A 21,929-nucleotide genomic window follows, 5' to 3' on the forward strand; every position below is an offset into this window, starting at 1 on the left:
CGAGGCGGATGGGTGCACGCTTCACTGTCGCTAGAAAGGATCTGCCGGTGTTCTCGGCAACCACATCCACCGCTGCGCGTTTGATATTGGCCCGCGCACTCGTCGCTGGAACGATCGCCGCTGTTCCCCTGACGATATCGACGATTCCGGCCTTGGCCGATCCGGCGACGTCCCCTGCCGTCGGTACGGAGATCGGGCATGACCGATGGGACGACCGTCCCGACTTCCAAGACAAAGATTGGCCGGGGGATCACGACCGTGGTCGCGGCAATGATCCGCTGTGGCGTCTGTTCCACAGCTTCATACCGCATGGCGTGTTCGGCAGCAGCTGAGCGCAGCGCAACGAAGGCATGAACGACAATGGCTCCCGACCAGAAGAATCTGGTCGGGAGCCACTGCGTCGCGTGCCCTCGGCAGGATTCGAACCTGCGGCCTTCTGCTCCGGAGGCAGACGCTCTATCCCCTGAGCTACGAGGGCGGGATAGGGCTCGGTCGGGGCCGGGGAGGCGGTCCGATCGGGCTGGGTCAGCCTATCGTATCGGTGGCCGTCCGCCAAAAAGCGCGGGCGGCGGTGTGGTTTCGGGTCAGGGGAGGGGGGCGGCGCCTCGGGCGGTGAGCATGGTGGTCATCAGATCGGATTCGCCGCGCTGGGTTGTGGCCATGGTTTCGGCCAGGGTGCGCACCGCTGTGGTGGCTGCGTGCTGGGCGGCGTAGTCGATCATCGACAGCCCACCCTGATGGTGGCGCAGCATGAGCTGTAGGAACTTGGTGTCCAGGGCGGGGCCGGTGGCCTGGCGCAAGGCGGCGAGTTCGGCGGGCGTGGCCATGCCGGGCATGACGGACACCGGGCCGGAGTGGTGCGACATCTCCGTTCCGGAGTGATCGTGGCCGCCCATCGGTTCGGTCATCCAGCCCATGAACCCGTCCACGCCTTGCGCGGGTTCGCCCCACAGCTGCAACCACCCCTGCATGCGCCCGATCTGGCTCTGCTGGGTGGTGAGGATGTCGTAGGCCAGACGGCGTACCTCGGTGTCGGTGGAACGAACCAGCACCACGCCCGCCATTTCGACCGCTTGCGCGTGATGCGCCGACATGTCCTGGCTGAAACCGACGTCGACCGGGTCCGGATCCGGTTCCGGGGACCTGTCCAGCGGAATCCGGGCCAGCACGCCGATCGCGAAGCCGATGAGAATGGCCCCGATGATGCCGAGCGTCAGCAGCGCGGTGCGCTGTCGGCGGAACTGCCCCCCGATGCTGGACTCGGCCGGTGCTTCACCCGTGCCGGACCTGATAGGTGCTTTGTCGGCCGAAGTATCAGCCTCCTGGGCGACCCCGGTGCTTTCGCGCGACGCTTCGCGACCGGCCGATGCCGCGCGTTCGCCGGATCCGGTGGCTTCGCGACCGCCGGAGCCGGTGCTTTCCGAACTGCCGGAGTCGACGGTTCCGGAAGTGCCGGACCCGATGACTTCGCCACCACCGGTCCCCGTCACCGCACGAGTGCCGGGTGCGGTAGACGCCGCGCGTTCGCCGGACCCGGTGGCTCCGCCACCACCGGACGTCGCTGCTTTCCCTAGGCCCGAGCCGGTGGCTTCGGGATCCCCGGACGCAGCGGAGGCTCCGCGATTCCGATCGCCGGCCACTACCGCCCCGCGCCGGGTGCGGGCTGGACGGGCGCGGGCTGCGCGGGCACCGGAGCGCCGGGCATGCCCGGCAGGCCGGGAAGACCGGGAACGCCGGGCACACCGGGCAGGCCGCCGGGCGCACCACCGAGTTCGGACTGGTCCTGCTGCAAGCCCTTGCCGTCCATCGGCACCGCGTCCGGTCCGGGCGGCGTCGGGTCGAACGGCGGCGGGTTGTCGGTGTCGAAGACGATGGTCGAGCAGTCGGCGCCCACTTCGGGGTAGGCGTAGTTGTTCAGCCGCAGCGCGGTGATGAACTGGCCGACGCGCTTGTCGTCCGGGCTGTCCAGCTTCAGCTGATGACCCCAGGACTGCAGCGAGACGGCGGAATCGAGGCCGGGGTAGGGCGACATCATCGTGTACGGCTTGCCCTCGACCTTCGCCTTCAGCGTGGCGATGCCGTCGGCGTTCACCTTGTCCGGGTTGTAGGCGATCCACACCGCGCCGTGTTCGAGGGAGTGCACCGCGTTCTCCACCCGGATCGGCTTGCTGTAGACGATGCCGGTGCAGGTCGCCCAGGACTGGTCGTGCGGACCGCCGAACGGCGGCGCCTGGTCGTAGGCCACGCGCTGGTTGGACGCGATGTGCAGACCCGCGGGGTATTCCTTCTTCACCACACCCGCGATCCCGTCGGACGGGTCCTTCTTCTGCGCGCTCGGCGTGTACTTGTCCAGGTCGGCCTTTTCCCGGTACTTGGGGACCAGGTTGTAAGCCAGTGCGCCGATCAATGCGATGATTACTACGGCCGCGCCGATGGCCGGCCAGGGGATCTGCCGGTTCTTCTTCGGAAGCTGTCCTCGTCTGCCTCGCTTGCGGGGATCTGACAACTTCGCCGCGGCCTTGGCGGCCTTGGCCGATTTGGCGCTGGGACTGCTAGGCATCGCTCAGTGTGCTCTTTCGACGTTGATGGATCCGCTGGCTGCGCAGTGCCCACCCCGAGGTGTACACCCGCCAAGACCATAGGATAGAGACTCGTGACTCCAGCTGACCTTGCAGATCTCCTTCGCTCGACAGCGGCGAAGGTGCTTGTCGAACGTGGACTGGACCCTGCGGTCCTGCCCGACGAGGTCACCGTGGAACGCCCCCGCAACCCCGAACACGGCGACTATGCCACGAACGTCGCGATGCAGGTGGCCAAGCGCGCCGGAACCAAGCCGCGTGAGCTGGCCACCTGGCTGGCCGACGCGCTGGCCGAGGCCGACGGCGTCGCCGCCGCCGAGGTCGCCGGGCCCGGGTTCCTGAACATCCGCCTCGCGGCCTCCGCGCAGGGCGCGATCATCGAACGGATACTCGCCGCGGGCGCCGCGTACGGCACCGCGGAGACGCTGAAGGGCACCCGGATCAACCTCGAGTTCGTCTCGGCCAACCCGACCGGTCCCGTGCATCTGGGCGGAACCCGGTGGGCTTCGGTCGGCGACGCGCTGGGCCGCATCCTGGCCGCGCAGGGCGCCGACGTGGTGCGCGAGTACTACTTCAACGACCACGGGGCGCAGATCGATCGGTTCGCCGCCTCGCTGGTCGCGGCCGCCACCGGCGCGCCGACCCCGGAGAACGGATACGCGGGCGCCTACATCGGCGAGATCGCCGACAAGATCCTGGCCGCGCACCCGGACGCGCTGAGCAAGCCGGAGGCCGAGCGCCTCGAGGTGTTCAGGGCCGAGGGCGTCGAGCTGATGTTCGCGCACATCAGGGAGTCGCTGCACGAGTTCGGCACCGACTTCGACGTCTATTTCAACGAGAGCTCGCTGTTCGCCTCCGGCGCGGTCGAGCAGGCCGTGGAGCGGCTGAAGAACTCCGGCGACCTGTACGAGAAGGACGGCGCCTGGTGGATCGCCAGCTCGGAATACGGTGACGACCAGGACCGGGTGGTCCTCAAGAGCGATGGCAAAGCCGCCTACATCGCCGGTGACATCGCCTACTTCCAGGACAAGCGCTCCCGCGGCTTCGACTTGTGCATCTACATGCTCGGCGCCGACCACCACGGCTACATCGGCAGGTTGAAGGCCGCCGCTGCCGCGTTCGGCGACGATCCGGCGACCGTCGAGGTGCTGATCGGGCAGATGGTGAACCTGCTGCGCGACGGCGTCGCGGTGAAGATGAGCAAGCGGGCGGGCACCGTGGTGACGCTCGACGACCTGGTCGAGGCGATCGGCGTGGACGCGGCGCGGTACTCGCTGGTGCGCTCGTCGGTGAACTCGAGCATCGACATCGACCTGAACCTGTGGGCCAGCCAGAGCAACGAGAACCCGGTCTACTACGTGCAGTACGCGCACGCGCGGACCGCCTCCATCGCCCGCAACGCCGCCGAGTTCGATTACGACTCCGTCACCGCCGACCTCGCGCTGCTGTCGGCGGAGGAGGAGGGCGAGTTGATCCGCACCCTCGGCGAGTACCCGCGCGTGGTGGCCGGTGCGGCGAGCCTGCGTGAACCGCACCGGGTGGCCCGCTACCTGGAGGAGCTGGCCGGCGCGTACCACCGTTTCCAGACCAACAAGAACCTGCGCGTCCTGCCGCTGGGTGACGACCCCGTCTCCCCGACGAACGCGGCCCGGCTCGCTCTGGTCAACGCGACCCGCCAGGTCCTGGCAAACGGCTTGGCCCTGCTCGGCGTCGGCGCGCCGGAGCGCATGTGACCGGCCGGTCGACCACAGCGAGGAAGGAAGGCTCAGTGAGCGAGCACAGCGAGGTCGGAGAATGAGCGCGCACCCCGCCGGTCCACGGCATGCCGAGATTCCGCACGCGCCGAACCTGCCGGAGCGCCCGAGCGATCCGAAGCAGATGATCGACCTGCCCGTCAACGTATGGCCGCGCAACGCCACTCGCGACAAGGCCGGCGTCGTCCACTTGGCGGGCGTGCCGGTGTACGAGCTGGCCGAGCGCTTCGGCACTCCGCTGTTCGTGGTGGACGAGGACGACTTCCGTTCCCGCTGCCGTGACATGGTCCGCGCCTTCGGGGCGAACGCGCGAGTCCACTACGCGTCCAAGGCGTTCCTGTGCGGCGAGGTCGCCCGCTGGATCCGGGACGAGGGCCTGGCGCTGGACGTCTGCTCCGGCGGCGAACTGGCCGTCGCGTTGCACGCGGGCTTCCCTGCGGAGCGAATCGCGTTGCACGGCAACAATAAATCCGTCGCGGAGCTGGAAGCCGCGGTGTCCGCCGGGGTCGGCCACGTGGTGGTCGACTCGCTCATCGAGATCGAGCGCCTGGAAGCCGTCGCGATCCGCGCGGGCGTCGTGCAGGACGTGCTGGTCCGGGTCACCGTCGGGGTGGAAGCCCACACTCACGAATACATCTCGACCGCGCACGAGGACCAGAAGTTCGGCTTCTCGATCGCGGGCGGTGACGCGATGGAGGCGCTCGCGCGCGTCTTCGACGCCGACAACCTGCGCCTGGTCGGTCTGCACAGCCACATCGGCTCGCAGATCTTCGAGATCGACGGCTTCGAGATCGCCGCGCGGCGCATGCTCGGCCTGCTGCGGGAGGCCATCGACAAGTTCGGCGTCGAGCGCACCGCGCAGATCGCGACGCTGGATCTCGGTGGCGGACTGGGCATCTCGTATCTGCCGTCGGACGACCCGCCGCCGCTGGACCGGTTCGCCGCGAACCTGCGCGAGCTGGTCGCGGCCGAAGCCGAACGCGCGGGTCTGCCCACGCCGGTGATCGCGGTGGAGCCCGGCCGTGCCATCGCGGGGCCCGGCACGGTGACGCTCTACGAGGTGGGCACCATCAAGGACGTCTCGCTGGACGGTGGCCTGCGCCGCCGCTACGTGAGCGTCGACGGCGGTATGAGCGACAACATCCGGCCCGCGCTGTATCAGGCCGACTACGACTGCCGCCTGGTCTCGCGGTCGTCGCAGGCCGGACCGGTGGTCGCGCGCGTCGTCGGAAAGCATTGCGAGAGCGGCGACATCGTCATCCGGGACACCTGGATGCCCGCCGATGTCGGCCCCGGCGACCTGGTCGCCGTCGCCGCCACCGGCGCGTACTGCTACTCGATGTCCAGCCGGTACAACCAGTTGACCCGTCCCGCGGTCGTCGCGGTACGGGACGGACAGCCACGCCTGATCCTGCGCCGGGAGACGGTGGCGGACCTGCTCAGCTTGGAGGTGGAAGCGTGACGGCGAACGCGAACAAGGGTGCGTGGGGGACCGATCGCCCGATCGGTGTCGCGGTCCTGGGTATGGGCAATGTCGGCACCGAGGTCGTGCGCATCCTGCGCGAGCACGCCGAGGACCTGCGTTCCCGCGTCGGCGCCCCCGTGGTGCTACGCGGGGTGGCGGTCCGCAACCTCGACACCGACCGCGGTCTTCCCGCGGGCCTGCTGACCACCGACGCCGACGCACTGGTCGCCCGCGACGACGTCGACCTGGTCGTGGAGGTGATCGGCGGCATCGATCCGCCGCGCCGGTTGATCCTGGCCGCGCTGAACGCGGGCAAATCCGTGGTGACCGCGAACAAGGCCTTGCTGGCCGACTACACCGGCGAACTCGCCGCCGCTGCCGAGCGCAGCCGCGCCGACCTGTACTTCGAGGCCGCCGTCGCGGGCGCCATCCCCGTGGTGCGCCCGTTGATCCAGTCGCTGGCGGGCGACCGGGTGAACCGGGTGGTCGGCATCGTCAACGGCACCACCAACTTCATCCTCTCCGCGATGGACGAGACCGGCGCCGACTACTCGGCGACGCTGGCGGAGGCCACCCGCCTGGGCTACGCGGAAGCCGATCCGACCGCCGACGTGGAGGGCTACGACGCCGCGGCCAAGGCCGCGATCCTCGCCTCGCTGGCCTTCCACACCCGGGTCACCGCCGCCGACGTGTACCGCGAGGGGATCTCGCGGATCTCCGCCGAGGATCTGGAGACCGCCTCGGCGCTCGACTGCACGGTCAAACTGCTGGCCATCTGCGAGCGGGTGGACGCGGGTCCCGGCGAGCCCGGGCCGGAGGAGGGCGGCAAAGAGCGCGTCTCGGTGCGCGTCTACCCCGCGCTCATTCCGCGCAAGCACCCGCTGGCCGCGGTGACCGGGGCCTTCAACGCGGTCGTCGTGGAGGCGGAGAACGCCGGGCGGCTGATGTTCTACGGGCAGGGCGCCGGCGGCGCTCCGACCGCCTCCGCTGTCCTCGGTGATCTGGTGATGGCGGCCCGGAACAAGTTCTACGGGGGTCGCGCTCCTGGCGAATCGGTTTATGCTGAGCTACCGATCGCGCCGATCGGCGATACGCCCACGCGCTATCACGTCAACTTGCAGGTCGAGGACCGTCCTGGGGTTCTGGCGGCGGTGGCGGGCGAATTCGCCAATCACGGGGTGAGCATCTCGACCGTCCGTCAGGAAGGGCACGGCTCGGGTGCGCGCCTCGTCGTGGTGACCCACCACGCAGTGGAGTCGGCGCTCGCGGACACCGTGGCCGCCCTGGCGGAAATGGCATCCGTCACATCTGTGACCAGCGTTCTGAGATTGGAAGGCACCGAAGAATGACCACAGCGTCGCGCAGCGACTCCATGAGGGGTGGCGGCCGGGAGCCGGGGGGCCGTACCACCGGCGTCGCGCCCCAGGCAGGAGTGCACTCCCGCTGGCCGGGCCTGATCGCGGCTTACCGCGACCGGCTCGCGGGCGCGGCCGACTGGGAGCCGGTCACGCTGTACGAGGGCGGTACGCCCTTGGTGCCCGCGCCGCACCTGTCCGAAATCACCGGGTGCGAGGTGTACCTCAAGGTCGAGGGCCTGAACCCGACCGGTTCGTTCAAGGACCGCGGCATGACGATGGCGATGACCGACGCCAAGTACCGCGGCCAGCAAGCGGTGCTGTGCGCGTCCACGGGCAACACCTCGGCATCCGCCGCGGCGTACGCCACCCGGGCGGGCATGAGCTGCGCCGTGCTGATCCCGCAGGGCAAGATCGCGATGGGCAAGCTGGCCCAGGCGGTCATGCTCGGCGCGAAGATCATCCAGGTGCAGGGCAACTTCGACGACTGCCTCGAACTCGCCCGCAAGGTCACCGCCGATTTCCCCAGCGTCGGCCTGGTGAACTCGGTGAACCCGGCGCGCATCGAGGGCCAGAAGACCGCGGCCTTCGAGATCTGCGACGTGCTCGGCAAGGCGCCCGACGTGCACGCCCTTCCCGTCGGCAACGCGGGCAACATCACCGCGTACTGGCGGGGCTACCGGGAGTACTACGCCGACGGCGTCACCGGCGGGTTGCCGCGCATGCTCGGCGTGCAGGCCGCGGGCGCTGCCCCGCTGGTCAACGGCGCACCGGTGAAGGACCCCGAGACCATCGCCACCGCGATCCGGATCGGCGCGCCCGCCTCCTGGAACGGCGCCGTCGAGGCCAAGGAGCAGTCCGGTGGCGCGTTCCGCGCCGCCACCGACGAGGAGATCCTCGACGCGTACCGCCTCGTCGCGGCCACCGAAGGCGTGTTCGTCGAGCCCGCGTCGGCCGCCAGCGTGGCCGGTGTGCTCGCCGCCCGCAAGGAGGGCTGGCTGGATTCCGGGCTCACCGTGGTGTGCACCGTGACCGGTAACGGCCTGAAGGATCCCGACACCGCGCTGTTGGGCCTGCCGCAGGTGCAGCCGGTCGCGGTCGACCCGGTCGCGGTCGCCGCCGAACTAGAGCTGGCCTGAGTTGAATTCGCGCGAGAGCCAGCTCATGAGCGCGACGCTGCCCGCCGGTCTGACCGTGACCGCGCGGGTACCCGCGTCCACCGCGAACCTCGGTCCCGGGTTCGACTCGCTCGGTATGGCATTGGGGATCTACGACGAGATCCAGGTGCGCACCACCGATTCCGGGCTCACCATCCGGGTCGAGGGCGAGGGCGCCGACGATGTCCCTTGGGGCCCTTCACATCTCGTGGTTCGTGCGATCGAGCGCGGACTGGAGTCGGCCGGCGTGTGGGCCGACGGCCTCGATGTGGTGTGCCGCAACGTGATTCCGCATTCCCGCGGGCTGGGCTCCTCGGCCTCGGCGGTGGTCGGCGGACTCGCCGCGGGGTGTGCCCTGGCCGCGAAGCTGGACCCGGCGCTGGCCACGTCGGCCGACCGAATGGTCCAGCTGGCCGCGGAATTCGAGGGTCATCCGGACAACGCGGCGGCCAGTGTGCTCGGCGGGATCGTCGTCTCGTGGACGGAGAGCGAACGTCCCGCCGACGAGGCTCCCGGTACCGAATACCACGGTCGCGTCTACCGCGCGGTGCGGCTCGAGGCCCATCCCGCGCTGCGTCCGGTCGTGCTGATCCCCGAGGAGCGCTCGTCCACCGCGCACACCCGCGGCCTGCTGCCCGACGTCGTGTCGCACGGCGACGCCGCGTTCAACGTCAGCCGCGCCGCGCTGGCCGTGGTGGCGCTGACGCAGCGTCCCGACCTGCTGATGCCGGCCACCGCGGACCGTTTGCACCAGGCCCAGCGTGCCCCCGCGCTACCGCTGACCACGGCCTGGATCACCCGCCTGCGCACGGCGGGGATCGCGGCCACCGTCTCCGGGGCGGGCCCGACCATCCTGGCCCTGGGTACCAGCGAATTTCCAGCGGAACTGCGCGAACTGGCGGCGGCCGACGGCCTGCGCGTGGTGGAGCCGGGAATCGCCGAAGGTGTCCTGGTCGACTGACGGCGAGTCTGTCTTGCCGAGATTCGCAATGGACAGCTATCCTGGGCAAGTCCGTACATCGTGCGCATCAGACGCCGGTGCTTCATCAGGGCAATCGCTCCAGCAGGCTCCAGGCTCGAGCCTCCAGGCCATGGGGGTGCTGCGTAGCTGCGCAACTGGAATGATCTCTCCCCACCTTTCACCAATGGTGGAGAAGCCGCCGGTCCGGCGGAGCAGGTGATACGGCACACAGCGCCCGGACGGACGCATCCCAGTCCGGCAGAATGCCCGGGCTGCGGGACGAACCCTCGAAACAGCACACGGCGATCGAGGGAAGGAAAGGATTTCCGTGACAGATACGGACCTGCTCGCGACACCCGGCGTGGAATCGAACCCGACGGGCGACCGCGAAAGTGAATCCGGACAGATTTCGAAGATGAGCGAACACACCGACGTCGCACGATCGGGGCTGACTGGAATGTTGTTGCCGCAGTTGCGCGCGCTTGCGGGGGAGCTCGGTATCCGAGGCACCTCCGGGATGCGCAAGGGCGATCTCATCGCCGCCATCAAGGAGAATCAGGCCGCCGGAAGGGCGGCGGCAGCCAAGGCGGAGAAGCCCGCCAAGAGCGAGGCCAAGTCCGCGGTAACCGCCAAGGCCGACACCCCAGCGAAAGCCGATGCCCCCGCCAAGACCGCCGCTTCCGCGGCGCCGGCCAAGGCCGAGCAGGCGACCCTCGACGTGACGCCCGCGGCTTCGGCCGCGCCCACCGAGGCTCCCGCCCCGGCGAAGACGGCCTCCGCCGATTCCGCGCCCGCCGCCACGAACGCGGCCGAGTCGGCATCGTCCACGGCGACCGAGACCACCGAGGAGTCCGGCAGGGAGAGCGGCCAGCGCGGCCGTGGCCGGCAGCGCCGTGGCCGTGACCAGGCGCGATCGGCGACCGAAGCCGCACCCGCCGAGACGCGTGCCGACGAATCGAAGCAGGACGCGGACCAGGGCGGCGAGCGTCGCCGCGAGCGTGGCCAGAGCGATCGTGGCCAGAGCGACCGTCAGAGTGACCGTGGCCAAGGCGACCGTCAGAGTGACCGTGGCCAGGGTGAGCGTCAGAGCGAGCGCGGCCAAGGCGACCGTCAGAGCGACCGTGGCCAGGGCGAGCGTGGCCAGAGCCAGAACGGCAGCGCGGGCGGCCGCGGCGGTGACGACGAGGAAGGTGGTCGCGGACGGCGCGGACGCCGCTTCCGTGAGCGTCGTCGTGGGCGCGACCGCGAGACCGGTGGCGGCGAGGCCCGTGAGCTCGAGATCCGCGAGGACGACGTCCTCCAGCCGGTCGCGGGCATCCTCGACGTGCTGGACAACTACGCCTTCGTCCGCACGTCGGGTTACCTGGCCGGGCCGAACGACGTCTACGTGTCGATGAACCTGGTCCGCAAGAACGGCCTGCGCCGTGGTGACGCGATCACCGGCGCGGTGCGTGCTCCGCGCGACGGCGAACAGTCCAACCAGCGCCAGAAGTTCGATCCGCTGGTGCGGCTGGACACGGTCAACGGCGGTGACGTCGAGGCGGCCAAGCGCCGTCCCGAATTCGGCAAGCTCACCCCGCTGTACCCGAACCAGCGCCTGCGGCTGGAAACTCAGCCGAACAAGCTGACCACCCGTGTGATCGACCTGATCATGCCGATCGGCAAGGGCCAGCGCGCCCTGATCGTGTCGCCGCCGAAGGCGGGTAAGACCACGATCCTGCAGGACATCGCGAACGCGATCGCGACCAACAACCCCGAGGTCTACCTCATGGTGGTGCTGGTCGACGAGCGTCCCGAAGAGGTCACCGACATGCAGCGTTCGGTACGGGGCGAGGTCATCTCCTCGACCTTCGACCGTCCGCCGTCAGACCACACTTCGGTCGCCGAACTCGCCATCGAGCGCGCCAAGCGCCTGGTGGAGATGGGCAAGGACGTCGTCGTGCTGCTCGACTCGATCACCCGGCTCGGGCGCGCGTACAACAACTCCTCGCCCGCCTCGGGTCGAATCCTCTCCGGTGGTGTGGATTCCACCGCGCTGTACCCGCCCAAGCGGTTCCTCGGCGCGGCGCGCAACATCGAGAACGGCGGCTCGCTGACGATCATCGCCACCGCGATGGTGGAGACCGGGTCGACCGGTGACACGGTGATCTTCGAGGAGTTCAAGGGCACCGGTAACGCCGAGCTCAAGCTGGACCGCAAGATCGCGGAGCGGCGAGTGTTCCCCGCGGTGGACGTCAACCCGTCCGGTACCCGCAAGGACGAACTACTGCTCAACCCCGACGAGGCGGCGGTGTTGCACAAGCTGCGCCGCGTACTGTCCGGCCTGGACTCGCACCAGGCGATCGATCTGCTGATCGACCGTCTGAAGAAGTCCAAGAACAACCTCGAGTTCCTGATGCAGGTGAGCAAGACCGCGCCCGGCGCGCTCGACGAGTGAGCTGACCAGCTGTTCGGTCGAAAGGGTCCCGCTGATGCGGGACCCTTTCGGCGCTCCGGGGCTGAAGAACGCCACACCGATCGTGGCGGCGCCGCAGATCAGGAAGCTCATGACGAGCGCACACGTCCCCACCCCGGAATTCGGCGCGGCGGACCCGGAAGCCCGGATGTACACGGCGTTCTCCGGCGCCGGGTAGGGCGTGCCTGCCGGGAGCGCGAACAAACCGACGGCGACCGCGAGAGTCAGCAGAACGAGGATCGCGGAAGCGATTCGGATGTTCACGAGGTCTCCTTCCTGTCTCGGCACGCCGATGTGCACCAGGTATGCAACTCTATGAACGAATTTGTTCACGTTCCTGAGTAGCGGACTACCCGACTTCAGGGTCCCGGAGGCGGCGCGGATTCGCGTGCCCGGACTTCCAGGGGCGGGAACGGTAGGGGATTACCTGGGCGGGAACAAACCACCCGCCGGGGGCGTTTTGGGAGCGTAACGGCAGTTCTGGCATACTGAACCGTCGTTGCGTCTGCTCAGGTGAGCAGAGCTCCCGCCTAGTCGGTTCCGGTTCACGCTCAGCGCTTGCGCGCGCGGGCGACCCGGCGACCACAATCGAGAGGACATCCATGAAGGCAGGAATTCACCCGACGTATGTCGACACCACGGTCGTCTGTGGTTGCGGCAACACCTTCCAGACTCGCAGCACCAAGGAGTCGGGACACATCACCGTCGAGGTCTGCTCGCAGTGCCACCCGTTCTACACCGGCAAGCAGAAGATCCTCGACACCGGTGGCCGCGTGGCCCGCTTCGAGGCCCGCTACGGCAAGCGTGCCGGCAAGAAGGCCGACGCCAAGTAGCTTCCTCGCCGACGCCCGGTCCTGCTGCGCAGGCCGGGCGTCGGTGTTTTGTATGGACCGGCATCAGGAGAAGGAAGCACTGTGACGCAACCGTCCGCCATCGACGACATCCTGGCCGAGTACGCGGGCCTGGAGACGCAGCTGGCCGATCCGTCGCTGCACAACGATGCGGGCGCCGCGCGCCGGGTCGGCAAGCGGTTCGCCGAGCTGGCCCCGGTCATGGCCACCTATCGCAAGCTCGAGACCGCGCGCGACGATCTGTCCGCCGCCCGGGAACTCGCCGCCGACGACTCCGCGTTCGCCGCGGAGGTCCCGGAGCTGGAACAACAGGTCGAGGAACTGGAACAGGCGCTCGCCGACCTGCTGGCCCCCCGCGACCCGCACGACGGCGACGACGTGGTGCTCGAGGTGAAGTCCGGCGAAGGCGGCGAGGAGTCCGCGCTGTTCGCCTCCGACTTGGCCCGCATGTACGTGCGGTATGCCGAGCGCCACGGCTGGAAGGTCGAGATCCTCGACGTCACCCTGTCCGACCTGGGTGGTTACAAAGAGGCGACGCTGTCGATCAAGAGCCGTGACGCGACGCGCGAGGGTGTCTGGTCGCGCTTCAAGTTCGAGGGCGGGGTGCACCGGGTGCAGCGCGTCCCGGTGACCGAATCGCAGGGCCGCATCCACACGTCGGCGGCGGGCGTGCTGATCTATCCGGAGCCCGACGAGATCGAAGAGGTGCAGATCGACGAGTCGGATCTGCGCATCGACGTCTACCGCTCCTCCGGGAAGGGCGGTCAGGGCGTCAACACCACCGACTCCGCGGTGCGCATCACCCATCTGCCCTCCGGCATCGTCGTCACCTGCCAGAACGAGCGCTCCCAGTTGCAGAACAAGGCGCGCGCCATGCAGGTGCTCGCGGCGCGGTTGCAGGCGCTGGCGGAAGAACAGGCGGATCAGGAGGCGGCGGCGGGCCGCGCCAGCCAGATCCGCACGGTGGACCGCTCCGAGCGGATCCGCACCTACAACTTCCCGGAGAACCGGATCACCGACCATCGGATCGGTTTCAAGGCGCACAACCTCGACGCCGTGCTCGACGGGGATCTCGACGCGCTGCTGGACGCTCTCGGGAAGGCGGATCGCGAAGCACGTATGGCCGCGGAATAACCGTCTTTCGGGCAGAGTCGGTGCCATGTCTACGACCCGAGTCGCGCTGCGCCCCGTCATCAACGACGCCATCGAGACGTTACGGACCGCGGGGGTGCACAGCCCCCGCGCCGACGCCGAGCACTTGGCCGCGCACGTTCTCGGTGTGGAGCGAACCCGGCTGGCGCTGAGCCCGCTGGTGGCGCCGGACGAGCTGGACACGTTCCGCGAGCTGGTCGCCCGCCGTGCCGAGCGAATCCCCTTGCAGCACTTGACCGGAACGGCCGTGATGGGCGCGCTCGACCTCGCGGTCGGCCCCGGCGTCTTCGTGCCGCGTCCGGAGACCGAGTTGCTGTACGCGTGGGCGCTGGCGCAATTGGAAGCGCTGCCGCACGATCACGCGCCGATCGTCGTCGACCTGTGCACCGGATCAGGAGCGCTCGCGCTGGCTGTCGCGCACGCGCGCCCCGACGCCGAGGTGCACGCCGTCGAACTCGATCCCGCCGCAGTGGTCTGGGCGCGGCGCAACGCCGACGACCGCATCGCCGCGGGCGATACTCCCATCACCCTCTACGCCGACGACGCCACCGATCCCGAACTGCTCACCGATCTGAACGGCCGGGTGGACATCGTGCTGTCCAACCCGCCCTACATCCCGGAGGGCGCTCGCCTCGACCCCGAGGTGGCCGAGCACGATCCGTCCATCGCCCTGTTCGGCGGCCCGGACGGGCTGTCGGTCATCCGCGGGATGATCCCGAACATCACCAGGCTGCTGCGCCCCGGCGGCGCCACCGCCATCGAGCACGACGACACCAACGGCTCCGGCGTGGCCGCCCTCCTCACCGCCACCGGCGCCTTCACCGACGTCGTCGAACACCCGGACCTGGCGGGCAAACCTCGCTTCGTCGCCGCCACCCACACCTGACCCGCGCTTCGCGCGTCCGTCGCCGGAGCACACCGGAACCGGTGTGCTCCTTCCGCGCACCTACGCTGCCTACCGACCCGCTGCCCGCCGCGCTTGTTCACCTCAGGCCGGGAGCGCCTCCGCTTTGCGGGCGCCTCGCGCGTTCGCACGGGAGCCGGAAGCGCTTCCGCATCCGAGACGCGAAGCCGGCCGGACCGCGAGGGTGCGCGCTCGATCCAACCGACTCGCGGCTCCGGCACGGTTCGGAGCCGAAGTCGTCCATCGACCGTGGTCGGACCCGGGTGCGGTGACCGCCGCCCGACTCGACGACTGATTTGGTGAGCACATGGGCAACTCGTAGGGCACACCCAGAACCTGCTCGGCGCGTAAGGCGAGACCTGACGCAGCTCCATATCGGCCGACTAGTACGGCCTGAGTTCTCGGCCCAGCGGCCCAGCATGCCAGGATGGGTGCCGTGAGTACCGTCTACGACTGCGCGGATCCCGACTCGCGCGCCGCCGGACTGTCCGCAGCCACCAGCGCCCTGAAATCCGGACGGTTGGTCGTGCTGCCCACCGACACCCTGTACGGGCTGGCCGCCGACGCGTTCGATGCCACCGCGGTGAGTTCGCTGCTCGCGGCCAAGCGGCGCGGCAGGGACATGCCCGTGCCGGTGCTCGTCGGTTCCTGGCACACCATCGACGGCCTGGTCTTCTCGGTGCGCCCGCAGGCGCGCGAGCTGATCCGGGCGTTCTGGCCCGGCGGCCTGAGTCTCGTTGTGCAGCAAGCGCCTTCGCTCGCCTGGGATCTCGGTGACACGCGTGGGACGGTGATGTTGCGGATGCCGCTGCACCCGGTCGCGCTGGAGCTGTTGCGTGAGGTCGGCCCGCTGGCGGTGTCGAGTGCCAACGTGTCCGGGCAGCCCCCGGCGAAGACCGCGCCCGAAGCCCGTGACCAGCTCGGTGAGCTGGTCGGCGTGTATCTCGACGGCGGCCCTGCCGAGCACGCGGTGGCCTCCACCATCGTCGATCTGACCGCCGACCAGCCGCGCATCCTGCGCGTGGGCGCGGTGCCGGTCGCCGACATCGCCGAGGTGCTCGGCATGTCGCCGGAAGCGCTCAGCGGCGCCGCACAGCAGCGCGGATGATGGGTTCGAGTGCCGTCGTCCCGCTTCGGGAGCTGCTCGTCGTGCTGCTCATCTCCGCGGTGGTGACGTTCCTGGCCACCGGTGGGGTGCGGGTGCTGGCGATCGGCTTCGGCGCGGTCGCCGTGCCCAGGGACCGGGACGTGCACGTCAAGCCGATTCCGCGGATGGGCGGCGTCGGCATGTACATCGGTGTGGTGGCCGCGGTGCTGTTCGCCCACCAGCTGCCCGCGCTGCGCAGCGGCTTCGACTACAAACCCGACATCCCGATCGCCGTGCTGGTGGCCGCCACGGTCATCGTGCTGGTCGGCATCGTCGACGATCGCTGGGGACTGGACGCGCTGACGAAGTTCGCCGGCCAGGTGACGGCGGCGGGTGTGATGGCCGTCATGGGATTGGGCTGGTACGTCATCTACAACCCGTTCAGCAACACCACGGTGGTACTGGACGGCTTGCAGGGCGGGCTGGTCACGGTGGCGGTCACCGTCACCCTGGTCAACGCCATGAATTTCGTCGACGGTCTGGACGGCCTGGCGGCCGGTCTGGGTCTGATCGCGGCGCTGGCCGTCTTCGTGTTCTGCCTGGGACTGATGAACGAGCAGGGCGGCTCGGTGGACACCTACCCGCCGGCATTGCTGGCCGCCGCGCTCGCGGGTGGATGCCTCGGATTCCTGCCGCACAATTTCCAGCCCGCGCGCATTTTCATGGGCGACTCCGGCTCGATGCTGATCGGATTGATGCTGGCCGCGGTGTCGACCGGCGCGTCGGGTCGAATCCCGTTGCAGGGGTACGGCCCGCGCGACATCGTCGGTCTGCTTTCCCCGCTGCTGCTGGTCGGCGCGGTGATGTTCATTCCGGTGCTCGACCTGTTGCTCGCCATTGTGCGCCGGGTTCGCGCGGGCGTGAGTTTCTCGACGCCGGACAAGATGCACTTGCATCATCGCTTGCTGCAGATCGGCCATTCGCACCGCCGCGTGGTGTTGCTGATCTATTTGTGGGTCGGTGTGCTCGCCTTCGGCGCGGTCGGCACCTCGCTGATGGACCGCACGCTGGTCGTCTTGCTGATGGCGGGCGGGCTGGTTTTCGCCTTGGTGATCACCGCCATTCCGGGGCTGCGGCGTGGGGACCCGGCGGGTGACGGATCGGCGTCCGGGTAAAGTCGGCGGTTGTGAGCTTCACACCCCGACCCGTGCCCGGCCCCGACGCGCCGCTGCGGTCCGCGCTGCGCTACGGCCTGATCGGCTTGGGCGTGCTGGTTGTCCTGGCCGTCGCGCTGGGCGCCGCCGTCGCGGGTGGCGCGGGAGTGTGGGGCGCCGTGCTCGGCGCCGCGATCGGTGGCGGTTTCATCCTCACCACCGCGGCCGTCGTGCTGTTCGGCGCGAAGCTGCCGCCGAGTACCGCCGGCCTGATCATGCTGGTCAGCTGGGCGGGCAAGGTCCTGGTAGCGCTGATCGTCGTCGCGATCCTCCAGCGGTTCCACTTCTACGACCGCGTCGTGCTGTTCCTCACGGTGGTCGGAGCCCTGGTCATCGTGCTCGGCGCGGAGACGTACGGCGTTGTCCGGCAGAAGGTTCCGTACGTGACGACGACCGACCCGGACACCGCGTCCGGTACCCGGGAGTAACGAAAACACCCCACCCCCTACACGCTGTCGTAGATGACTTGGTAAAGTGTTGGTAAGCAAGCGACCAAGTCGGGGATCAGTGAGGGGTCACCGCCGAGATCCCCTGCATGGGCCGCTATGCTTACTGCCGTGCCGGGCTCCGAGGGGTGTTCCGGTTCTGCATGTCGACGAATGTCGCCGACACACGTACAGACGCCTGGTGGAAATCAAACCACCGCCCAGCTGCTGACGAACTTCGAGCCGACCTGAGTCGACCCAAATTGATCGTCAATGTCCGATCGAACCGCGGGAATGACCGTACCCGCGGCCCGAACACGGGAGAGAACGCTGAGCGTCACCACTCTGGCGGCCGAGTTCCACGCGCCGTCGCTTACCGACTTCTTCCCTCCAGCTGTGCTGTTCGAGGGAACGCCGTTCGAACTCGATCGATTGATGCTGATCCGCATTCTGATGACGGCCGTTCTCTCGGTCGTGATGGTGCTGGCATTCCGCTCGCCCCGGATCGTTCCGCGCGGCCTGCAGAATGTCGCCGAAATCAGCCTGGTCTTCGTCAAGGAGCAGATCTGTGACGAGGTCCTCGGCAAGGAATCGGGACGGAAGTTCTTCCCGCTGATCGCGACGATCTTCTTCACGGTCCTCTTTCTGAACTTCTCGGGTGTCGTGCCGGGGTTGAACATCTCGTCGAACGCCCGAATCGGCATGCCGCTGGTGCTGGCCGTCATCGCGTACCTGACGTTCAACTACGTCGGTATCAGGAAGTACGGATTCTTCAACTACATGCGCAGCAGCATCGTCGTTCCGAACGTTCCCGTCGCACTGCACGTGCTGCTGATTCCGATCGAGTTCGTCTCGACCTTCATCCTGCGCCCGTTCACGCTGACCGTCCGACTCATGGCGAACATGCTGGCCGGCCACATCATGCTGGTGCTGTTCTTCAGCGCGACCTGGTTCTTCCTGTTCGACGCCACCTCGTGGATGAAGGTGTTCTCGCCGTTCTCCCTGCTCGCGGGACTCGGATTCACGCTCTTCGAGCTGTTGGTCATCTTCCTGCAGGCCTACGTGTTTGCGCTGCTGACCGCCGTATACATCAGCCTCGCCCAGCACGCGGCCGACCACTGACCCGACCGATACAACTACCGGAAATCTGCTACACCACGCCGACCGGCGGGTGAGCAACAGAAAGGGAATGGAAGACTCATGAGCCTCGCTTACCTGGCCCAGGAAGCCGCCACCAACGAGAGCACCTTCAAGGGCCTGGGCGCCGTCGGCTACGGTCTCGCCGCGATCGGCCCCGGCATCGGCGTCGGCATCGTCGTCGGTAAGGCCATCGAGGGCATCGCGCGTCAGCCTGAGCTGCAGGGCACCATCCGTACCAACATGTTCCTCGGTATCGCGTTCACCGAAGCCCTGGCCCTCATCGGTCTCGTCGCCGGCTTCATTTTCTGATTCCGATGTACGAGTCAGTTTTGCTCGCGGCGGCGGAGGGAGAGGAAGTGAATCCTCTCGTCCCCGAAACGTACGACATCATCTGGTCGATCGTCTGCGTCATCATCATCGGGTTCCTGTTCTACAAGTACGTGACCCCGCGCCTGATGAAGACGCTCGACGAGCGTTCCGAGAAGATCGAAGGCGGCATCGCTCGCGCGGAAGCCGCGCAGGAAGAAGCTCAGCTCACCCTGCAGCAGTACCAGCAGCAGCTGGCCGATGCCCGGCTCGAGGCCGCGCGCATCCGCGAGGACGCGCGCACCCAGGGCCAGGAGATCCTGGCGCAGATGCGCTCGGAAGCCCAGGCGGAAGCCGACCGCATCATCGCGGCGGGCCACACCCAGCTGGAAGCCCAGCGCCAGCAGATCCTGACCGAGCTGCGCCACGAAGTCGGCCGTACGGCCGTCGACCTGGCCGAGAAGATCATCGGGCAGTCGGTTTCGGACGAGGCCAAGCAGGCGGCCTCGATCGACCGTTTCCTCGATGAGCTCGACCAGACTGACGCAGGCATCGGGGTCGGAAGGTAACGACGCGAAAGTGAGAAGCATGTACGCAGCGAGCCGCGAGGCCAGTGCCCGGTCTCGGGAGGCGCTTCGGGCCGCTCTGACCGGAAGCGACAGTGTTGCGGCCACGACGGGTTCGGAACTGTTCGCCGTTGTCGCCGTGCTGGACGACCAGCGTTCGCTGCGTGTTGCGCTCGCGGACGTGTCGGTGCCGGGTTCCGCGCGTGCGGAACTCTGCGAGCGGGTCTTCGGCGGCAAGGTCAGCGCTGCCACGCTGGCAGTGCTGACCACCGCGGTGGCCGAGAACTGGTCGCGCACTCCGGATCTGGTGGACACCTTGGTGCTGCTCGGCCAGGAGGCGTTGCTCGAGTCGGCGGCCCAGCGTGGCCGGATCGAGGCGGTCGAGGACGAGCTGTTCCGGCTGGGCCGGATCATCAGCGACAACCCCGAGTTGGAGCAGGCGCTGTCGGATCGGTCGCAGCAGGCTTCGGCCAAGGGCGAACTGATCCAACGGCTGCTGGCCGGCAAGACGGAGCCCATCACCCTGACCCTGGCGGAGCAGGCGGTGACCAGGCAGCGGTCGGGCATCAGCACCGCCTTCGACGAGCTGTCCGACCTCGCGGCCGCGCGCCGCGATCAGATCGTCGCGCACGTGCGCGCCGCGATCGGGCTCACCGAGCAGCAGCGCGACCGGCTTGCCGCCTCGCTGCGGCGCATCTACGGCAAGGCGACCACGGTGCACATCCAGGTCGACCCGAATCTGCTGAGCGGAGTCGTGGTGCGCGTCGGTGACGACGTGATCGACGGCAGCGCCATCGGCCGACTGGAGAAGATGCGCCGGGCCCTGACCTAGCGCGCTTCCACCACCCCCGACATTCCAGACCCAGACAGCGAGAGCAGGAAGAACATGGCGGAGCTGACGATCTCCTCCGACGAGATCCGTAGCGCGATCGAGAGCTACACCCAGAGCTACACCCCCGAGACCTCCATCGAAGAAGTCGGTGTGGTCACCGACACCAGCGACGGCATCGCGCACGTCAGCGGCCTGCCCTCGGCAATGGCCAACGAGCTGCTCGAGTTCCCGGGCGGCGTGCTCGGCGTCGCGCTGAACCTCGAGGACCGTGAGATCGGTGCCGTCATCCTCGGCGAGTTCGCCGAGATCGAGGAGGGCCAGGAGGTCCGCCGGACCGGTGACGTGCTCTCGGTCCCGGTCGGCGACAAGTTCCTCGGCCGCGTGGTGAACCCGCTGGGCCAGCCGATCGACGGCCTCGGCGAGATCGAGTCCGAGGAACAGCGCGTGCTCGAGCTGCAGGCCGCGACCGTGCTGGAGCGTCAGCCGGTCGAGGAGCCGCTGGCCACCGGCATCACCGCGATCGACGCGCTGACCGCCATCGGCCGCGGCCAGCGTCAGCTGATCATCGGCGACCGCAAGACCGGCAAGACCGCGGTCTGCATCGACGCGATCCTGAACCAGAAGGCCAACTGGGAGACCGGCGACCCGACCAAGCAGGTGCGCTGCATCTACGTCGCCATCGGCCAGAAGGGCTCCACCATCGCGGGCGTGAAGGCCGCGCTGGAGCAGCACGGCGCGCTGGAGTACACCACCATCGTCGCCGCCCCGGCTTCCGACTCCGCCGGCTTCAAGTGGCTGGCCCCCTACACCGGTTCGGCCATCGGCCAGCACTGGATGTACCAGGGCAAGCACGTGCTCATCGTGTTCGACGACCTGACCAAGCAGGCCGAGGCCTACCGCGCCATCTCGCTGCTGCTGCGTCGCCCGCCGGGCCGCGAGGCCTACCCGGGTGACGTCTTCTACCTGCACTCCCGGCTGCTGGAGCGTTGCGCGAAGCTGTCCGACGAGCTGGGCGCGGGCTCGATGACCGGTCTGCCGATCATCGAGACCAAGGCCAACGACATCTCGGCGTTCATCCCCACCAACGTCATCTCGATCACCGATGGCCAGGTGTTCCTCGAGTCCGACCTGTTCAACAAGGGTGTCCGACCGGCGATCAACGTCGGTACCTCGGTCTCCCGCGTCGGTGGCGCCGCTCAGACCAAGGGCATGAAGAAGGTGGCGGGCTCGCTGCGTCTGGAACTGGCGCAGTACCGCGAGCTGGAGGCGTTCTCCGCGTTCGCCTCCGACCTCGACGCGGCTTCGCTGGCGCAGCTCGAGCGCGGCGCCCGCTGGGTCGAACTGCTCAAGCAGGACCAGTACTCGCCGGTGCCGGTCGAGGACCAGATCATCTCGATCTACCTGGTCGACCGCGGCCACTACGACTCGGTCCCGGTCGGTGACATCCGCCGCTTCAACGCCGAGCTGCTGGAGGAGCTGCACCGCAGCGCCGCCGACGCGTTCAAGGCCATCGAGGGCGGCAAGGTGCTCGACGGCGAGGCGGCCGAGCAGGTCGAGGCGGCCACCAAGAAGTTCCTGGGGACCTTCCTCACCTCCGACGGCACTCCCGTGGTGAACGAGGCCGAGGCGGGCCAGCTCGACCACGAAGAGGTCGAGTCGCTGTCGGTGACCCGCAAGCACGTCGAGAAGTAACGCGAGCCGGCAAATGCGCTATTCGATCCGCGGC

At 68.5% G+C, this 21,929-nt stretch carries 21 protein-coding genes and 1 tRNA gene; 19 read left to right on the forward strand and 3 right to left on the reverse strand.

What is annotated here, in order from left to right:
- Positions 1-47 precede the first annotated feature (47 nt).
- Complete coding sequence (locus tag ACZ6DL_RS32155) at positions 48-332, forward strand: hypothetical protein (RefSeq protein WP_466056745.1); 285 nt, start codon at positions 48-50, stop codon at positions 330-332.
- 73 nt (positions 333-405) lie between these two features.
- Here ACZ6DL_RS32155 and ACZ6DL_RS32160 read toward each other — a convergent pair.
- The 3 genes from ACZ6DL_RS32160 to ACZ6DL_RS32170 form a co-directional block, all read right to left on the reverse strand.
- A tRNA-Arg gene (locus tag ACZ6DL_RS32160) sits at positions 406-478 on the reverse strand.
- A 106-nt stretch (positions 479-584) separates the two neighbouring features.
- Positions 585-1,292: a DUF305 domain-containing protein gene (locus tag ACZ6DL_RS32165; protein ID WP_466056778.1), complete on the reverse strand. Its 708-nt coding sequence runs from the start codon at positions 1,290-1,292 to the stop codon at positions 585-587.
- Positions 1,293-1,639: 347 nt separating this feature from the next.
- Complete coding sequence (locus ACZ6DL_RS32170) at positions 1,640-2,560, reverse strand: DUF3105 domain-containing protein (RefSeq protein WP_466056747.1); 921 nt, start codon at positions 2,558-2,560, stop codon at positions 1,640-1,642.
- A 93-nt stretch (positions 2,561-2,653) separates the two neighbouring features.
- Between ACZ6DL_RS32170 and argS the strand changes: the two genes are divergently transcribed.
- The 18 genes from argS to atpA all read left to right on the forward strand — a co-directional run bounded on the left by argS (position 2,654) and on the right by atpA (position 21,895).
- Positions 2,654-4,312 carry an arginine--tRNA ligase gene (gene argS / locus ACZ6DL_RS32175; protein WP_466056749.1) on the forward strand — a complete coding sequence of 553 codons (1,659 nt, stop codon included), beginning with the start codon at positions 2,654-2,656 and terminating at the stop codon, positions 4,310-4,312.
- 61 nt (positions 4,313-4,373) lie between these two features.
- Positions 4,374-5,795 (forward strand): diaminopimelate decarboxylase, encoded by a 1,422-nt coding sequence (gene lysA / locus ACZ6DL_RS32180; protein WP_466056751.1) that lies wholly within the window; start codon positions 4,374-4,376, stop codon positions 5,793-5,795.
- On the forward strand, positions 5,792-7,147 hold the full coding sequence (locus ACZ6DL_RS32185) for a homoserine dehydrogenase (protein ID WP_393240088.1): 1,356 nt from the start codon (positions 5,792-5,794) through the stop codon (positions 7,145-7,147). The genes lysA and ACZ6DL_RS32185 overlap by 4 nt, the downstream gene beginning before the upstream one ends.
- Positions 7,148-7,170: 23 nt before the next feature.
- A complete protein-coding gene (thrC, locus tag ACZ6DL_RS32190) occupies positions 7,171-8,292 on the forward strand; it encodes a threonine synthase (protein WP_393240313.1) in 1,122 nt (373 codons plus the stop codon).
- A gap of 25 nt (positions 8,293-8,317) precedes the next feature.
- The gene (thrB, locus tag ACZ6DL_RS32195) at positions 8,318-9,271 is read left to right on the forward strand and encodes a homoserine kinase (protein WP_466056753.1); all 954 of its coding nucleotides are present in this window, start codon (positions 8,318-8,320) and stop codon (positions 9,269-9,271) included.
- 328 nt (positions 9,272-9,599) lie between these two features.
- Positions 9,600-11,708, forward strand: a complete 2,109-nt coding sequence (gene rho, locus ACZ6DL_RS32200; protein ID WP_466056754.1) for a transcription termination factor Rho — start codon at positions 9,600-9,602, stop codon at positions 11,706-11,708.
- 34 nt (positions 11,709-11,742) lie between these two features.
- Positions 11,743-11,904, forward strand: coding sequence for a hypothetical protein (locus tag ACZ6DL_RS32205; RefSeq protein ID WP_357960393.1), 162 nt, complete (start codon positions 11,743-11,745; stop codon positions 11,902-11,904).
- 424 nt (positions 11,905-12,328) lie between these two features.
- Positions 12,329-12,559, forward strand: coding sequence for a 50S ribosomal protein L31 (gene rpmE / locus ACZ6DL_RS32210; RefSeq protein WP_039796334.1), 231 nt, complete (start codon positions 12,329-12,331; stop codon positions 12,557-12,559).
- Positions 12,560-12,640: 81 nt separating this feature from the next.
- A complete protein-coding gene (gene prfA / locus ACZ6DL_RS32215; RefSeq protein ID WP_040865160.1) occupies positions 12,641-13,711 on the forward strand; it encodes a peptide chain release factor 1 in 1,071 nt (356 codons plus the stop codon).
- 25 nt (positions 13,712-13,736) lie between these two features.
- The gene (prmC, locus tag ACZ6DL_RS32220) at positions 13,737-14,615 is read left to right on the forward strand and encodes a peptide chain release factor N(5)-glutamine methyltransferase (protein WP_466056756.1); all 879 of its coding nucleotides are present in this window, start codon (positions 13,737-13,739) and stop codon (positions 14,613-14,615) included.
- Between the two features lie 454 nt (positions 14,616-15,069).
- Positions 15,070-15,741, forward strand: a complete 672-nt coding sequence (locus tag ACZ6DL_RS32225) for an L-threonylcarbamoyladenylate synthase (protein WP_357125988.1) — start codon at positions 15,070-15,072, stop codon at positions 15,739-15,741.
- Positions 15,738-16,895, forward strand: coding sequence for a glycosyltransferase family 4 protein (locus ACZ6DL_RS32230; RefSeq protein ID WP_040865162.1), 1,158 nt, complete (start codon positions 15,738-15,740; stop codon positions 16,893-16,895). Before ACZ6DL_RS32225 ends, ACZ6DL_RS32230 begins: the two co-directional genes overlap by 4 nt.
- An 11-nt stretch (positions 16,896-16,906) precedes the next feature.
- Positions 16,907-17,362 (forward strand): hypothetical protein, encoded by a 456-nt coding sequence (locus ACZ6DL_RS32235; RefSeq protein WP_466056758.1) that lies wholly within the window; start codon positions 16,907-16,909, stop codon positions 17,360-17,362.
- Between the two features lie 270 nt (positions 17,363-17,632).
- Positions 17,633-18,481, forward strand: a complete 849-nt coding sequence (gene atpB, locus ACZ6DL_RS32240; protein ID WP_466056760.1) for a F0F1 ATP synthase subunit A — start codon at positions 17,633-17,635, stop codon at positions 18,479-18,481.
- A 78-nt stretch (positions 18,482-18,559) separates the two neighbouring features.
- Positions 18,560-18,808, forward strand: coding sequence for an ATP synthase F0 subunit C (locus ACZ6DL_RS32245; protein WP_039796339.1), 249 nt, complete (start codon positions 18,560-18,562; stop codon positions 18,806-18,808).
- A gap of 5 nt (positions 18,809-18,813) precedes the next feature.
- A complete protein-coding gene (locus tag ACZ6DL_RS32250; RefSeq protein ID WP_466056762.1) occupies positions 18,814-19,374 on the forward strand; it encodes a F0F1 ATP synthase subunit B in 561 nt (186 codons plus the stop codon).
- Positions 19,375-19,393: 19 nt separating this feature from the next.
- Entirely contained in the window at positions 19,394-20,203 is an 810-nt protein-coding gene (locus ACZ6DL_RS32255) for a F0F1 ATP synthase subunit delta (protein ID WP_396987730.1), read from the forward strand.
- Between the two features lie 54 nt (positions 20,204-20,257).
- Positions 20,258-21,895, forward strand: a complete 1,638-nt coding sequence (atpA, locus tag ACZ6DL_RS32260) for a F0F1 ATP synthase subunit alpha (protein ID WP_391471089.1) — start codon at positions 20,258-20,260, stop codon at positions 21,893-21,895.
- Positions 21,896-21,929 lie beyond the last annotated feature (34 nt).

It is taken from the genome of Nocardia sp. NPDC041819 (assembly GCF_055590505.1).

Bases quoted from the DNA above. Each gene is read 5' to 3' on its own strand.
- ACZ6DL_RS32170 (WP_466056747.1), bottom strand. From the start codon at position 2,560: ATGCCTAGCAGTCCCAGCGCCAAATCGGCCAAGGCCGCCAAGGCCGCG.
- lysA (WP_466056751.1), top strand. From the start codon at position 4,374: ATGAGCGCGCACCCCGCCGGTCCACGGCATGCCGAGATTCCGCACGCG.
- thrC (WP_393240313.1), top strand. From the start codon at position 7,171: ATGAGGGGTGGCGGCCGGGAGCCGGGGGGCCGTACCACCGGCGTCGCG.
- thrB (WP_466056753.1), top strand. From the start codon at position 8,318: ATGAGCGCGACGCTGCCCGCCGGTCTGACCGTGACCGCGCGGGTACCC.
- ACZ6DL_RS32205 (WP_357960393.1), top strand. From the start codon at position 11,743: ATGCGGGACCCTTTCGGCGCTCCGGGGCTGAAGAACGCCACACCGATC.
- rpmE (WP_039796334.1), top strand. From the start codon at position 12,329: ATGAAGGCAGGAATTCACCCGACGTATGTCGACACCACGGTCGTCTGT.
- prmC (WP_466056756.1), top strand. From the start codon at position 13,737: ATGTCTACGACCCGAGTCGCGCTGCGCCCCGTCATCAACGACGCCATC.
- ACZ6DL_RS32230 (WP_040865162.1), top strand. From the start codon at position 15,738: ATGATGGGTTCGAGTGCCGTCGTCCCGCTTCGGGAGCTGCTCGTCGTG.
- atpB (WP_466056760.1), top strand. From the start codon at position 17,633: ATGTCCGATCGAACCGCGGGAATGACCGTACCCGCGGCCCGAACACGG.
- ACZ6DL_RS32245 (WP_039796339.1), top strand. From the start codon at position 18,560: ATGAGCCTCGCTTACCTGGCCCAGGAAGCCGCCACCAACGAGAGCACC.
- ACZ6DL_RS32250 (WP_466056762.1), top strand. From the start codon at position 18,814: ATGTACGAGTCAGTTTTGCTCGCGGCGGCGGAGGGAGAGGAAGTGAAT.
- ACZ6DL_RS32255 (WP_396987730.1), top strand. From the start codon at position 19,394: ATGTACGCAGCGAGCCGCGAGGCCAGTGCCCGGTCTCGGGAGGCGCTT.
- atpA (WP_391471089.1), top strand. From the start codon at position 20,258: ATGGCGGAGCTGACGATCTCCTCCGACGAGATCCGTAGCGCGATCGAG.